General features: G+C 37.8%; 15 protein-coding genes. 8 read left to right on the forward strand and 7 right to left on the reverse strand.

From position 1 onward, the window contains the following. Positions 1-28: 28 nt before the first annotated feature. Genes dut through M899_RS07660 form a run of 3 tightly spaced genes read left to right on the forward strand, consistent with a single transcriptional unit; the run spans position 29 to position 1,944 of the window. Positions 29-493 carry a dUTP diphosphatase gene (dut, locus tag M899_RS07650; RefSeq protein ID WP_034728483.1) on the forward strand — a complete coding sequence of 155 codons (465 nt, stop codon included), beginning with the start codon at positions 29-31 and terminating at the stop codon, positions 491-493. Positions 494-520: 27 nt separating this feature from the next. After that, positions 521-805 (forward strand): polyhydroxyalkanoic acid system family protein, encoded by a 285-nt coding sequence (locus M899_RS07655; RefSeq protein WP_021270897.1) that lies wholly within the window; start codon positions 521-523, stop codon positions 803-805. A gap of 8 nt (positions 806-813) precedes the next feature. Further along, positions 814-1,944 carry a 2Fe-2S iron-sulfur cluster-binding protein gene (locus M899_RS07660; protein ID WP_021270913.1) on the forward strand — a complete coding sequence of 377 codons (1,131 nt, stop codon included), beginning with the start codon at positions 814-816 and terminating at the stop codon, positions 1,942-1,944. Positions 1,945-1,967: 23 nt separating this feature from the next. Here M899_RS07660 and M899_RS07665 read toward each other — a convergent pair whose 3' ends face one another. Continuing rightward, positions 1,968-2,552, reverse strand: a complete 585-nt coding sequence (locus tag M899_RS07665) for a hypothetical protein (RefSeq protein ID WP_155897144.1) — start codon at positions 2,550-2,552, stop codon at positions 1,968-1,970. 46 nt (positions 2,553-2,598) lie between these two features. Next, positions 2,599-4,248 (reverse strand): ATP-binding protein, encoded by a 1,650-nt coding sequence (locus M899_RS17640; RefSeq protein ID WP_052610328.1) that lies wholly within the window; start codon positions 4,246-4,248, stop codon positions 2,599-2,601. Between the two features lie 243 nt (positions 4,249-4,491). Here M899_RS17640 and M899_RS07675 point away from each other — a divergent pair, with 243 nt between their 5' ends. From M899_RS07675 to M899_RS07685, 3 genes are all read left to right on the forward strand, one after another. Beyond that, on the forward strand, positions 4,492-5,955 hold the full coding sequence (locus tag M899_RS07675) for a hypothetical protein (protein WP_021270904.1): 1,464 nt from the start codon (positions 4,492-4,494) through the stop codon (positions 5,953-5,955). 143 nt (positions 5,956-6,098) lie between these two features. After that, the gene (locus M899_RS07680) at positions 6,099-7,145 is read left to right on the forward strand and encodes a hypothetical protein (protein WP_155897146.1); all 1,047 of its coding nucleotides are present in this window, start codon (positions 6,099-6,101) and stop codon (positions 7,143-7,145) included. Between the two features lie 60 nt (positions 7,146-7,205). After that, positions 7,206-7,706: a cupin domain-containing protein gene (locus M899_RS07685; RefSeq protein ID WP_021270836.1), complete on the forward strand. Its 501-nt coding sequence runs from the start codon at positions 7,206-7,208 to the stop codon at positions 7,704-7,706. On the opposite strand, the gene M899_RS07690 is transcribed toward M899_RS07685, so the two are convergent. The 4 genes from M899_RS07690 to M899_RS07705 all read right to left on the reverse strand — a co-directional run bounded on the left by M899_RS07690 (position 7,699) and on the right by M899_RS07705 (position 10,126). After that, entirely contained in the window at positions 7,699-8,172 is a 474-nt protein-coding gene (locus tag M899_RS07690) for a hypothetical protein (protein WP_021270841.1), read from the reverse strand. The genes M899_RS07685 and M899_RS07690 overlap by 8 nt on opposite strands. A 9-nt stretch (positions 8,173-8,181) precedes the next feature. Then, the gene (locus M899_RS07695; RefSeq protein WP_021270870.1) at positions 8,182-8,847 is read right to left on the reverse strand and encodes a fumarylacetoacetate hydrolase family protein; all 666 of its coding nucleotides are present in this window, start codon (positions 8,845-8,847) and stop codon (positions 8,182-8,184) included. Beyond that, positions 8,831-9,256: a hypothetical protein gene (locus M899_RS07700; RefSeq protein WP_021270909.1), complete on the reverse strand. Its 426-nt coding sequence runs from the start codon at positions 9,254-9,256 to the stop codon at positions 8,831-8,833. Before M899_RS07700 ends, M899_RS07695 begins: the two co-directional genes overlap by 17 nt. A 108-nt stretch (positions 9,257-9,364) precedes the next feature. Further along, positions 9,365-10,126, reverse strand: coding sequence for a substrate-binding periplasmic protein (locus tag M899_RS07705; RefSeq protein ID WP_021270937.1), 762 nt, complete (start codon positions 10,124-10,126; stop codon positions 9,365-9,367). Between the two features lie 250 nt (positions 10,127-10,376). Here M899_RS07705 and M899_RS07710 point away from each other — a divergent pair, with 250 nt between their 5' ends. Both M899_RS07710 and mgtE read left to right on the forward strand, forming a co-directional pair. Beyond that, positions 10,377-11,591: a DUF2252 family protein gene (locus M899_RS07710; RefSeq protein ID WP_034728422.1), complete on the forward strand. Its 1,215-nt coding sequence runs from the start codon at positions 10,377-10,379 to the stop codon at positions 11,589-11,591. Positions 11,592-11,651: 60 nt separating this feature from the next. Beyond that, positions 11,652-13,028: a magnesium transporter gene (mgtE, locus tag M899_RS07715; protein ID WP_021270863.1), complete on the forward strand. Its 1,377-nt coding sequence runs from the start codon at positions 11,652-11,654 to the stop codon at positions 13,026-13,028. Here the strand turns inward: mgtE and M899_RS07720 are convergent. Then, positions 13,023-13,886 carry a hypothetical protein gene (locus M899_RS07720; protein ID WP_034728425.1) on the reverse strand — a complete coding sequence of 288 codons (864 nt, stop codon included), beginning with the start codon at positions 13,884-13,886 and terminating at the stop codon, positions 13,023-13,025. The genes mgtE and M899_RS07720 overlap by 6 nt on opposite strands. Positions 13,887-13,895: the final 9 nt, after the last annotated feature.

The raw sequence follows: 13,895 nt of genomic DNA on the forward strand, positions 1-13,895 counted from the left end.
GGGCCCTCTTTTTTGTTACGGGATAAAAATGACTGCATATGTTGATTTGAAAATTAAAAAATTAGAGCACTTCGATAATGATCTTCCTTTGCCTGCTTATGAAACAACAGGAGCAGCAGGAGCGGATTTAAGAGCACAACTTGGAAAAGGTGAATCTTTAGTGATTGCCCCTGGCAAGAGAGTGCTTGTACCAACAGGACTTAGTTTTGAAATTCCTGAAGGGTATGAAGTACAAATCAGGCCACGCTCGGGTCTTTCATTTAAGACTCAACTTCTCGTTGTTAATAGTCCTGGAACTATTGACTGCGACTACAGAGGTGAAGTAAAAATCATTCTCGGAAATTTTGGAACAGAAGATGAAATCATTGAACACGGTGATCGCGTTTGTCAGATGGTTATAGCACCAGTGACACAGGCGAAATTTGTTGTCACAGATGAGCTTTCATCAACAGAAAGAGGGGCCGGCGGATTCGGCTCTACAGGTAAACAATAAAGTAAAGAGATAATAGGGAGAAACTCAATGGATTTAGTTGTTAACTATAAGAAAGCAGCTTCAAAAGAAGAGGGATGGGATCTTGCGAAGGCACAGATAACTCCTGAATATGTGGCGAAATTCAATGTAAAGGCCGAAATCAACTATGATAGAGCGAGTGGTAAAATTATTGCTACTGGTAAAGGTTTTACACTAAGTCTTGAATTTTCCGACAATGATTGTAAAGTCGGCGTCGAATTATCTCTCATGCTAAGGCCATTCAAAGGAAAGATTCTTGAGGCCGTGCAAAATAAACTTGAGAAAACAGTTTAAGGAATTTTATGCATAAGGTGACGATTAGACCAACTGGCCAAATTGTAGAGATTGATGAAGATAAAACTCTTCTTCAATCTCTAAAAGATCAAGGTCTATTTATTAATTCATCGTGTGGTGGACACGCGAGCTGCTCAGATTGCATTATTAAAATCATTGATGGTGAGGATTATGTAAATACGCCTCCATTTCCTGAAGTGCAATTAATGGGTAACGTTTTTCATATTACTAAAGAGCGTCTGTCATGCCAGACATACGTAATGGGTGATATCACTATTGATATTTCTGATCACGATAAAACACGTGTTGATGATCGTCTTAATAAAAAAGGACGCGGCTTTCTTAAAAATAGAGCGCCAGTTAATACGAAAGTTAGAAAGAAAGAAGATGTTGATAAAATGTACACTGAACGCCAAGCTATTCGTGATGAAAAGCGCGAAAAAGATGGCGAGTGGCAAAAGCACTGGGAACGTGAAAAAGATGTTCTTGCTGTTAAGAAACTTGGTGGCGGAAAAAGGCCAAGACTTTTTAGAACTGATCATTTAGAAGAGAAAATGGCCGAGGCCAGCGAAGAAAATAAAAGAGAACAGAGCGCACCACGCGAGTTCAGAGAAAAACGCGACTTCGGTGACAAGCGCGAGTTCAGAGAAAAACGTGACTTCGGTGAGAAGCGCGAGTTCAGAGAAAAGCGCGAATACGGCGAAAAACGTGATTTTAGAGAGAAACGTGAATTTGGTGAGAAGCGTGAGTACAAAGGAAAGCGCGACTTCAACGAAAACCGTGAGTACAAAGGAAAGCGCGACTTCAACGAAAACCGTGAGTACAAAGGAAAGCGCGACTTCAACGAAAACCGTGAGTACAAAGGAAAGCGCGACTTCAATGAAAACCGCGAGTACAAAGGTAAGCGCGATTTTAATAAAGGGCCACGTCCTGATCGTGACTTCAGACGCCCACGTGAGGAGCGTGAAGACGGTGAAAACCGCGGACCACGTACTCCAAGAGAAGATAGGCCTAGATTTAAAGATTCTGCCTTTCCAAGACCTAAATCATCTCAAAGAGATGGACAAGCACAGAGAAAGGATAGAGGCGATAAGGCCGGTTTTCCAAGAAAAGATTTTAGAAAAAGTAGAAAAGATTAGGCCCATGAAAATGGGCCTTTTTTTTAATATTTACAAAGAATTGTTTTGATTTTATCGAGATCAACTTTTCTGGCGGCCTTGTCAATGACCACTTCTTTTCCATCATCTAAGATGGCCCAAAGTTGATAGTGACCTTTGTTTTCAAATCCTCTGAGTGAGGGATCATTTTTCATCTTGGCCACATTAGGAGAGTCAAGGAAATGCTCTACAAAAAGTGCGTCTGCGCTTTTTAAATTTAGCTTTTTTCTTAGTAGTAGAATTCCAAAGAAGACTCTGTGTGTGAGGGTTATTTCCTTGCCATTTTTTGTAATGAACTTTTCATAGAAAAAAGCACACAATAAAAACAGAGGAATGCCGGCCATGACAGCAATGGCACCTAGGCCTAAGACATAGTTGATTTGGTCGCCGGTGGCCATGAGTTTTTCAACAGGACCTCGTACGGCAATATACATGGCACCAATAACAATCGCTATTGCTGCAAAGTAACCCCAAAATAACATCGGAAGACCGTATGTCTTAAGAGTAATACTCTTTGTATTGTTAATATCTTTGACTTCAACTCTATCAGTTTCTTCTTCAGAAACTGGAAACATATACATTAATCCCATAAAGGAAAATTACACTTGGATAGGGTCTTAGGCAATGAAAAAAGGATTATTCTTGACCAGATCTTTCCTCAGGAATATTTATTTTCGCAGAATTGACGGGGATCGTTATTGTGAACTGCGCAAACTCATTTTCCAGGGTATCAAGCTCTATATGGCCATCGTGAACCTTATTAATAATATCAAAACTCAGAGAAAGTCCTAAACCAGTCCCTTCCCCGGCCGCTTTAGTCGTAAAAAATGGAGTGAAGATTCTGTTACGATTTTCTTCCTTAATACCCAGACCATTGTCTCTAACTTGGATGGTAATTAGACCATTGTTGTGAGAGGTCGAAATTTTTAATTGAGGTACATAGCTGTGGCCGAGAAGATCTTTTTTCTTTTTCATTGAATAAAGTGCGTTTGAAAAAAGATTGAGAAATACACGAGAAATATCGGCGCGCACAACTTTTAAGGGCGGAAGTCCTTCGTCAAAGTTTTTCATGATATTGGCACTAAAGCCATCGTACTTAGCACGTATGGCCTGACCAGCAAATTTGAGGTTCTCTTCAATCAGTTCATTAATATCAGTTTTAGTGAAACTCATTTTATTGTGGCGAGAGTGTTCAAGCATACTTTTAATGATTTCTTCTGCTCTTTTCCCATGTTGAGTGATTTCTTTATTCATCGATAGAATGTCAGAGACAACATAGTTGAGTTCTGTTCTTTGTTCTTGGTTGAGATCTTGTTTTAAAAGCTCATTGGCCTCGTCGAGGGCCTCAACACAGGCCTTTGAAAAATTGATGATAAAGTTTAGAGGGTTGTTAAGCTCGTGGGCAATCCCTGAGGTGAGTGAACCTAAACTTGCTAACTTTTCTTGAGCAATCAATTTATCTTGGAAGTTTTTAATTTCTTCAATCTTCTCTTGAAGAATGACGTTTTTATTTTGTAGCTCTTTTGTTCTCTTATGTACTAGCTCTTCAAGATGATCTTTATATTCTTGTAGTTTCGCCTCGGCCTTGTCTCTCATTCCAATATAGCTCTTAAGATTGATTCTCATATCGTTGATTGAATTAACGAGTAAATCAATTTCATCTTTTGAATTATCAATTTTCGTGATCTCAATTGGCCTATCAAGACTACCTGGAGTCATTTCACTGGCATAACGGCTAATCTCTACAATTTTTCTCGTAACGATTACGTAAATGATGAACATGATACACAGGGAGACGAGAAAAGTTTTTACTGTCTGGGTCATTAAAATGACAAGGATTCGGTCCCATAGTCTTTGATAGATATTATCAAGGTTGATTTTGACTTCTAACAAACCAATGGAGAGTTCCTCTTGCGCCTCGACGTATTTGAGGGCAATTGTTTTTGTCAGAGCATTAGTAATTTTTTTATTTCCCACTTCATAGAATAAATACTTGTCACCTTCTCGCAACTCATTAATGCTGATGTATTCAACATCGGGCAATTTACTAATCCCTGTGATTTGTATTGTCAGTTGATCTCTGTCAAGGTGCCAAAGAGAGTTGGCCAGGGAATTGGTGTAGATTGTTTCAATTTGAGTTAGGGTGTCGTTTGCTTTTAATAGATCTTTTTTATAATCCAAATAGAGTTGAATCAATGTTCCCAGAAAAGTAAAAAATGTACTACATAGCAATATGTATTTAAGAAGTTTAAATTGTAATTTGGTATGAGACTTATTTGCCTTCATTTGCTCCAACAAACTAGAATGTCGCGATTTATGAGATATCTTAAATATTATATACGATTATCTTTCGAGATCATGTTTTTTTTGACATAAATATATCTCTATTCTTGTCTTAGGCGGGGGCCTTACGCTATGTTGTTTCTTTTGGCCTAAGTCTTTCTCAATTTTATGTTCTTTTTATTCAAGGAGCAGTTTTAGCCGCTGTGCTGTGGCCATTTATGCTCAATTCAATAAACTGTAGGCATTATGTCTCAACAGTTAGATTACGGTGATAAATCACCATTACGTTTAGTTAAAAATGCCTTTGGCCCAAGCACGAAAGAAGTTCGTGCTCATGAGCTAACGCAGAATTGGCCATGGCCTTCGGTCTCCCCGCACGGACCAGGAAGTGTTGCACCGAGTGTTATTCATGTTCCAAAAAAAGAAATTGATGAATTCCTATCAAAAGTTGTGAAGCGCTATATTCGCACTATTCAAAAATTTGGTCTGTCATTTTTTAAAGAATCACTTTTCAAAAGGGATTATAAGAAAACGAGCGATGAAGAGTTTGTTCATATTTTTACCCAATCAGTTTACGCGAAGTTTTTTTGCGAAAAGCTTGATCAAAAAGATAGGGATACTTTTTTTGCATTTTTAAATGATAGGGATACGTTTTATAAAGTTGATATGAGTCATTTGGCGAATATGGAAACGATAGAAGGAATCGATCTTTATCCTTCAACTTCCCTTTTTAAATGGGAAGAGGGGAAAATCCAATTAGTTGCCATTAATATGAATAATCAGGTTTACACCACCAGACATCGTCAATGGGACATTGTGAAACTTTTAGTTTTGCAAGGTGCGGCCGTTAGACTTCTTATTTGTGAGCACCCTAGAGCGCATTTTCCCATTGATTCCTTCGTTGGCGTCTCCCAGTGTCTTCTTAATCGTGAATCATTGTTATATCGACTATTGTCGCCACATTTTTACATGCAACTTCCACTGAACTTTGCAGTTCTCTATATTTCAAAGTCTGTGGCCCACAATAATCAAAATGAAATCTATACACCGTTTCCCTGTACGAAAAAGGGATTTCTCTCAAGTTTAAAAACGTCATTCAGCGGAATTGAGGGCAATAGCGCTTATCCGGCCTATCGCTTTAGGCTGACACCCGATGAGATTTACGGTCCCTATGGAGATTTTCTCTCCCTTTATTGGGAAGTTATATTTTCTTTTGTGTGTGATCTTTTTAAAGATATATCTCAAGCACAACGAAGTGAAGCAGATGTGAGAGCGTGGGCAAAAGAATTACATTTTCTAATCCCAGGCTTTCCTGGCCCCGATGAAATTATTAAAGGGGATACTTTAGAGCGCGTGGTGACGAGCTTCATACACAATGTAACGGTTGAGCACTCAAGCGATCATTACAACTATTCTTCATTTGCTCGCGACCAATTACCCCTGCGTGTGAGAAAGGCCTTGGATGATCATCATTGGTCTTTTGAGGGAAGTTTAAGTGGTGAGGATTATGCTCGTCATGAATTGGCCACAAAGATGTATTTTCAGACATCCACACTTATTTCCCTTACTCAAGTTAAGTATGATTTTGAGGCCAGTAAACAAATGAAAGTGTCCCATTTTCATCATAATTTGCGAGAGCTCGATAGGGGACTGACACCCCAATTACGCTTTATTCCTCTTGCGCATATCGCCTCAAGTATCCAATTTTAATGATATTTCAATAAAATTAGATGTATAAGTTCTAGACACCCTATAAAGAGTGCAGGCCCACCTTTCTTTGTATTGGATTTCTTTGCACAATGGGGTCATTAAATTAATTAACAAAAGTTGGACCCTTGTTTAAAAAACTATCCTTGTTAGCAGTACTGCTTCTAGTGGCCCATAGCACCTTAGCGATGACTTCGCTAAATTGCTTCGATTACATGGATGAGTTTACTGGCAAGTCAGAAAGTACTTATCGCGATATTTCTATTAGAATCGAAGAAGGCTCAGTGGCCTCTTTCAATAAAGAAATTAAAGATTTTGTGTCTATGCAGCCCTATCCATTTTGGTCTTCAGATGAATTTGTTGATGATTTCTTCTTGGTTAGAAATGCCAAGCCTACTGTAAAAGATGCATTTGATAATGCAAAAGAGCGCGTGAGAAAACTCGAAAGAAAAGTAGATCTTCTCAACAAAAAGTATCCTGAGCATAGAATGTATCTCAATAGCTTTAAATCGAGTTTATCTAAGACGATAAAAAATGCTGAAATGAATTTCAAGAAGAAGTACTCACAAAACTTCAATGACATTTATACTTTCGATGCCCACTATAATCTTATTTCTTCAACGCTGATTAATTCAGCTCTTGGGAATTTGGCGGAGCTGAAGGTGGCCCTGACGAGACATGGTGTTGTGGCGCAAAGTTTTTATCCTTTCTTGAATAGGGGTCTAATGCATAAAGATGCCTCTTCACTATATGAGTCTTTAATTTCTCGAATGGATACGGCCGTAATGTTCTATTACAAGAATATTCAAAGTGGAAATATGACAGTTAAGCGTATGCGCCAAATGTATCCTATTCTTTCTTCGTCGGTTCATACAGATGACGTGGATATTTTTATTAAAGAATTTGTTATGCATATCCAAAATAAAGAATTTGATATTCTCTCATTTGATGAGGCCACTCAAATGTATTCGTTCGTTGAGGTCAAGCATTCTGAAAAGACTGTGGGAAGCAATAAGAGCGCTCGTGACTCTATATTAAGACAGGCAAAAATGACATTTGAAATCTTTAAATTCATCGGTGTAAAAGACAAGGTTGTTGTTGAAATGGCGGCGCCCTTTGGTATCGATCGCGTTTTAGCTGATGCCTTAAGAGAACTTGATGTTATCATTGATGGTGGAATTTTCCAGAAATAGCCTCTTCTTGATCCTCTTCTAAGTTCTTCTATAATAGAGAAAGATTTAAAAGGGGATCCTATGATTGAAAAAATAATCGAACATTTTGGTCTTGAAAAACATCCTGAGGGCGGGTACTTCAGAGAAGTTTACCGATCTGAAAACTATATTGAAAATGAATCCTTACCTGAAAATATAGTTGGTCGCAGAAGTTACGCCACTTCAATTTACTTTATGCTTACTTCTGATGAAGTTTCAAAATTACACAGAATTAAATCTGATGAGACATGGCACTTTTATGGAGGAGATCCTCTTGTTGTGTTAGAAATCGATGAAGATGGCAATGTTCATAGAACTGTACTTGGTAACGACTTTTTAAACGGTCAACAGTTGCAATATACGGTTCGTGCTAATCGATGGTTTGGGGCCTATTTAGAAGATGGTGGTGAGTATTCACTCGTGGGGTGTACGGTCGCTCCAGGTTTTGATTTTCGCGATTTTGAAATGGCGCAAATGACTCATCTTAATGAGGAGTTTCCTGAAATTGAATTCGATGATAAAATTGTGAATGAGCTTATTTAGCCACGCAATCTTTTAGTAGGGTAAATTGTGTTGGGGTTTCTATCACTCCAATACAACCCATTTCTTTTGAAGATTTTGTCGATGTATTTTTGAAATATCTCATCTTGTCATGAATTTTTGTGGGTTCAGTTTTTGTCATGCCGGCCTTTCTGGCCATATAGCTAAATTCTACTTCGTAAACTTCAACATCTTTATCAATGAGTTTAGGGGTCTCTATTTTAAGGGTTGAAAAATCATCGACGATATACTTTTCTGTATTGTGGATTTCATTAGAAGGCTCAAAGACACTGACAATATACTTGAAGTTTTTTTGCTTTAAGCATACTGAGTTTTCATTACGATTGATCCTAGAACCTGAAAAATCGAGTTTAATCGCCTCTTGGATATACGTTTTATCGTCTTTGTTGCATTCAAAGGCAAAGGAAGAATGAGCAGTTAAAAGTGAAAGTATTATTAGACGAATCATCTTGATCCTTTATTTTAGCATACTATTGAGTTCATAAAATGATTCAAAGTTTAGTGTCAGCTTGTCATCCTTGGCAAGAGGACCTACGCCACTTGGTGTACCTGTTAAAATGATATCACCTGCATTTATTGTCATATAAGTCGTAATTTCTTTTACAATATCTGTAAGATTGAAAATCGTTTCTTTGATATTTCCCTGTTGTTTTAAATGGCCATTTATCTTCAATGAGAAATTGAGATCATTGAGATCTTTAATTTTAGATTTGCAAACAAATGGCCCTATCGGGCATGAACGATCAAAGGCCTTGGCCTTCTCCCAAGGAGAACCTTTTTCTTTTAATTCTTGTTGTTTTTTTCTTAGAGTTAAATCAAGGGCGAGCGCCACGCCGTATATACTTTGGTGAATTACTTCATTGGTAATTTCTTCTCCCATCGCAATACTTTCTTTAAACAAGAAGGCCAATTCTATTTCATGGTGTATTTCACCCAGATGAAAAGGTAGTGCAATTTCTTTGTCTATATTTATTAGCGAGCTAGTTGGCTTAAGAAAAAGAAGAGGGCTTTTAGGAATGGGATTTGAAAGTTCGTGAGCGTGCTCTCTATAGTTTCTGCCTATGCAGATTATTTTTGAGCACGCAAGTTCGATAGGAAAATGATTTTCAGTTAGAAGTTTCACCTTGTTGGTCTTCTCCTGCTAATTTAAAACGAACGACTTCGTAATCTCTATTTAAACACACTTCGTGTAAAAGATGGAGGTCTTTGTTAAGCAGGTTGACGAATTTTTTAAATCTTGGGTGAGAATCATTGATCTTAATTTGTTTGCGCAAAACATTGCGATTAAGACCTAGAATGACTGCTGCTCTTAAATCGAACTTAACTTGTCTACTGTCAAAATCAACGTTCATATCATCAATATAAAGGCCGTAGACTCTCTTATTTAAAACCATTACTTCATCCTCAGAGAGTTTACCTGAGTCGTTGATTGTGTAGTTCGTGCACTCTCTTTCTTGGATTCTTACAACCGCGGCCTGGGCCTGTGTTAGTGTCAGTAGGGTTATTGAACCAATAATTAGACTCTTAAGCATAAATACTCCTTATTAGATATGGAGTCTTTATAATAGAAAGTCGAATTTTAGGCCAAGGGCACATGTAGGAATTATAGAGGTGTCTAAAGACTGTAAATTAAAGAGTAATCAAGGGAAATCAATGTAATACTTCTTCTCAATGGTTTTTAGTTTTCCCTCTTTTTTCAGCGAATTCATCGCTTCCATGATGCTTTTCATTGTTAGTTTTGAATTGGGGCGGCCAAGAATCTTGTGATTATAAATTTGGTCATAATCTGCAGAAAGCTTGAGTTTTGAAGTGAGGTCTTGGTTGATATCGGATTTCATCTTGAAATAGGATTCTGTAATAATCGCCAGGTCAGCTCGTCCTTTTAATACAAGATCTATATTTTTACTATGATCATTTGTGAAGATGATATTGTACTTTCTCTTTAGCTCTTCTTCATTGCTCTCAAGCTCAGCAAAGCCATAGTGATAACCAAGAATAACAGCGATTTTTTTATCTTTTAAATTTTTTTGTAGATCTTTTTGAGTGTAGATACTTTTATTAGTTTTTAAGCTTAGATATTTCTCTCCACCCATAGCAATTATTGGCGACACACTTAAGTTATATTTTTCCCAACCCCATTTTTCTGACTCAAAGAAAATATAATCAAATTTGTTTTCTTCGTAATCTTGGTAGCGTCTTTTTGGAGAAGTGAAATAGGGGCGAAGTTCAATGTCGAACTTAACAAGTTTGTCATTGAGCAGGTGGATAAGGTCGACTGCAGCTCCTTGGGCCTTGGTATCTGTTATCTCAGCATAGGGAGGAAAATTGTAGAGGCCAACGTATATAACGTCTAATGCCAAGGAGTGCGCACAAATGGCCCAGAATAAAAATATTTTAAACATATCAACCTTTAAATACTTTAGAAGATTATAAGCGAAAACCCTTGATTATTGAGTTAAAAAATTTTACTCATTAAACCACGGTAATCATGGAGAGTTTAACTCGGTCATTGTCTAAAATGGTTGATGGCCAAAGGGTCGTTTATATTTATGATCATTGACCAAAGCTTAGGCAGTAAAGGCCCAAAATTGAGGGTCATCTCATTAAAATTACACTTGTATTTCAGGCGTCATTTTTGCACAAAGTACTGCGATGATTAATTCAATAAGAAGCTCAATCTTATTCGCACTGATCTTTGGATCAATGTATTCACTTCCTTTACAGGCAAGTGGTCAATGCTTTTCACAATTAGAAAATTCCTACACTCACAGTGAGGTTTTAAGTCGACTAGAGAATCTAAGTCCAGGGATCGATAAAGACAAAATTCGTCTAAAAGTTTCAAGTGTAGATTCCTCTTTTATGTTTTATCGCAGTTTTGTCTCTCTTTTTTATGATGAACTAAAAGCAAGATTGGCCAACAGTCCTCTTCGTAAATTAGAGCACTTCCAAGGATTTTCACCCATTGACTATCATCCTGATAACTTTTCATTTTATGGTGTAGGAAATAAAGAATTAAGATATCAAATGAACGATTATGATAATGGCAATCGTGTCCCTGTTATCACTGATCTTATTCGCTATATGAGCTCTTTAAAAATTGCTAATCGTAACAGATTTGATCGCAAAGAGCTCAAGGAGCTTATTGAATCATATTATAAAGGTCTCCAAGGTAAAGAAATTGATTACCCAGAATTTATGCTGAAAAATATTCACTTCAAAGATGGACACTATTTTTCTGATTCATCGGATTATGGAGGTCAGAAATTAGTGCGCAAATTATCTAAAGGCAGAGTTGCTAGGGAGCTTAGTAAGGATGAAAATCATTTCATAGAGCAGATTGTGGAAGATTTTTTCAAGGGACGTTTAGAAGTTCTTGATGCTTTTAAATATTATAATGTAACAGGTGGTTCAGGAGGGCTTCTTCGCTATAAGATTCTGCTCAGGGATAAGGATCATATTCTCGTCTATGAGTTCAAAGAAATTGAAGCAGGGGCCTTTAATCCTTTAAATGCAGTACTCAATGTTTCTCCTATTGAGACTTTAAATTTCCTCGTTGAGGACCCTCGCTTTCGTAATTTTTATGGGATGGCCCAAATGAGTGATAAAACTTATTTTGTCAGACCAAAATTTGATAATTTTAAGCAAGATGATTTTTTAGAATATTCCAATAAGCAACAATTGAAATTGGCCAAAGTTCAAATGAATGTTATCGGCCTCAATCATAGAATCGCTCTAGGTAAAAAAAGTGAAATTTACTGGAGTGAACTCTCTACATTAAAAGACATTTTATCCGATAAGGTCGATGAGATGACAGATATAATGAATTTTTATTATGAACTTTTATCCAAAGATAAAGCTTCTCTCTAGAAAAAAAATTCTTTTGCTGTTAAATTCATACTATTCCAAAGCATAGAAAATGGACGGCCAATGATCGAACAGGATCTGACTGAACAAGAATTATTTGATAGCATCGCTAGGGATGTTGAGCGCTACGGCCATGAGAATATGGTTGTCTATCCTTACGATCTCAAAGAAACTCTTGTTCAACTGCGTGAGGAGAGTGAAGTTCTCTATCGCAAGGCCCTAACCATTATTCCCAACGAACTTCTGGCCGAAGTTATTTCTGAAATGCCTGGTCATCTCCAGGAAGAAGCCGCTGAATATCTTGGTGCCTTTAAACTCGCAGACGTTACATCAAAAATGGATACGGATGATGCGGCCGACTTTATTCAGACCATTAGTGAGTCCAACGAAACTATTGCGAAGAATATTCTATCGAATATTGATAAAGAAGATCGTGACCTTATCAAGTCTCTTATTTCATACGACGAAGATGTGGCCGGATCTTACATGCAAACCGAGCTTTTTAGCGCCAATTTAAACGAAAATATTGGTTCTTCAATCGATCGTTTGAAACAAATGAAGGCCCAGGCAGAACTTGATAATGTTTATCATGTATTTATTGTCGATAAATACAATAAATTTATTTGCTCTATCGGTTTAGAAGAAGTCATTATTATGGACTTCAAGAAAACATACAAAGATATCATCGAAGATGAAGAGAAAGAATATACTCAAATCTTTGCAGGCCACAGAGACGATATTAGTAAGGTTGTTGAAAATGTGAGTAAGTACAACCTCTCTACTATTCCTGTCATTGATGAAGAGGGAATCCTTATCGGTCGAATCACTTCCGATGACGTTTACGATATTATCGAGGAACAGGCCACTGAACAGATCTATCATATGGCCGGGGTTAACGATGAAGTCGAAGAAGAGGCCGATATTTTTGCGGTTGCAATTAACCGAGGCAAGTGGTTGGCCATAAATCTAGTGACGGCGGTCGCGGCTTCAGTGGTTATTGGTCTATTTGATACGACGATTCAATCCCTTGTGTCTCTTGCTATATTGATGCCGATTGTGGCCTCTATGGGTGGAAATGCCGGAACCCAAAGCTTAACGGTAACTGTTCGCCAACTTGCACTTGGAAGTATTTCTGAGGGCGATGCTAAAGACACAATCATTAAAGAAGTTGTCCTCTCATTATTAAATGGTTTGATCTTTGCTCTTGTGATTGGATTATTGGCCTATTTATGGTTCGATATGCCGCTTTTAGGGGTCGTCATTGCCCTTTCAACTGTGATCAATCTTTTATTTGCAGGATTTTTTGGATCCATTATTCCTCTTGTTCTAGAGAAATTAGATATTGACCCAGCAGTGGCAAGTACTGTTCTTTTAACAACAGTAACAGATGTTGTTGGCTTTTTCAGTTTTTTGGCCCTGGCCAAATGGATGATCTTATAGCTTGTAGCTAACTCCTAAATACATGTGAACACCATCAAGTGAATTGAGTACCATTTCTTCACTTCCCGTATTAAATGGTTCAGTGTCAAAGACTTTGAACTTCATCATTTTAAGTCCCCCGACGAAACCCCATTGCGAGGCCGGGAAAAGTCTTATTTGTCCTCCAACACCACCGCCTAGATAAAGTCCACGATTAAAATCTTCTGCATTTGGGTCAGTGAATTGAATATCACCCGATCCTGATAGTTGTCCTACCAGATCGATTGAAAAAGTTGAGTTGAAAAGTAGGGAATAAAACAGATAAACATCTAGGCCCACAGTTTTAACGGCCAGCTTTTCTTGCTCGGCACTGAGATAATTTAATCCAATGGCAAAGGCCATGGGTTTATTTGGTGGCCTATGCTCAAGAGCAAGAGACATAACGGTGGCGCTTGCAAGGGTGTCGTTATAAGCAGTTGTTAGCTCTTCCCATTGAGGCCCTAGTGCCATTTGACCGTAAGTCAGTGTTAGAAAGTTATTTTCAGAAAGCTTGTCGATATCATCTTTGAAGAGCTCATCCACATTGTGCTCGTTTATTTTTTGGTGCCCAGATACCTCTGAAACCACCTCATCAGAAAGCGAAAGATCTTTTGTTTGAATATAGGCCACACGCCCTGAGACAATGACAGCATATATGTCTTTGACTCCAATGGGATTATCACTGACGCGAACTTTTTTCCCAAAGCGGATATAACCCAAGGGGCTTGTTAATTCCTTGTCAGCAAAGACGACCGCCTTTGATGTTGTAACAGTGGCCACCCTCGCAGCAAGAGAATTTAAACAAAATAAGGCCAACATTATGACAATAATAGATTTCATAAGATCTAT

The organism is Bacteriovorax sp. BSW11_IV, from assembly GCF_000447755.1.
Lineage (GTDB): Bacteria > Bdellovibrionota > Bacteriovoracia > Bacteriovoracales > Bacteriovoracaceae > BSW11-IV.

Excerpts from the sequence above, each read along its gene's own strand:
- dut (WP_034728483.1), top strand. The coding sequence starts at position 29 with ATGACTGCATATGTTGATTTGAAAATTAAAAAATTAGAGCACTTCGAT.
- M899_RS07655 (WP_021270897.1), top strand. The coding sequence starts at position 521 with ATGGATTTAGTTGTTAACTATAAGAAAGCAGCTTCAAAAGAAGAGGGA.
- M899_RS07660 (WP_021270913.1), top strand. The coding sequence starts at position 814 with ATGCATAAGGTGACGATTAGACCAACTGGCCAAATTGTAGAGATTGAT.
- M899_RS07665 (WP_155897144.1), bottom strand. The coding sequence starts at position 2,552 with ATGGGATTAATGTATATGTTTCCAGTTTCTGAAGAAGAAACTGATAGA.
- M899_RS17640 (WP_052610328.1), bottom strand. The coding sequence starts at position 4,248 with ATGAAGGCAAATAAGTCTCATACCAAATTACAATTTAAACTTCTTAAA.
- M899_RS07675 (WP_021270904.1), top strand. The coding sequence starts at position 4,492 with ATGTCTCAACAGTTAGATTACGGTGATAAATCACCATTACGTTTAGTT.
- M899_RS07685 (WP_021270836.1), top strand. The coding sequence starts at position 7,206 with ATGATTGAAAAAATAATCGAACATTTTGGTCTTGAAAAACATCCTGAG.
- M899_RS07690 (WP_021270841.1), bottom strand. The coding sequence starts at position 8,172 with ATGATTCGTCTAATAATACTTTCACTTTTAACTGCTCATTCTTCCTTT.
- M899_RS07700 (WP_021270909.1), bottom strand. The coding sequence starts at position 9,256 with ATGCTTAAGAGTCTAATTATTGGTTCAATAACCCTACTGACACTAACA.
- M899_RS07705 (WP_021270937.1), bottom strand. The coding sequence starts at position 10,126 with ATGTTTAAAATATTTTTATTCTGGGCCATTTGTGCGCACTCCTTGGCA.
- M899_RS07710 (WP_034728422.1), top strand. The coding sequence starts at position 10,377 with ATGATTAATTCAATAAGAAGCTCAATCTTATTCGCACTGATCTTTGGA.
- mgtE (WP_021270863.1), top strand. The coding sequence starts at position 11,652 with ATGATCGAACAGGATCTGACTGAACAAGAATTATTTGATAGCATCGCT.
- M899_RS07720 (WP_034728425.1), bottom strand. The coding sequence starts at position 13,886 with ATGAAATCTATTATTGTCATAATGTTGGCCTTATTTTGTTTAAATTCT.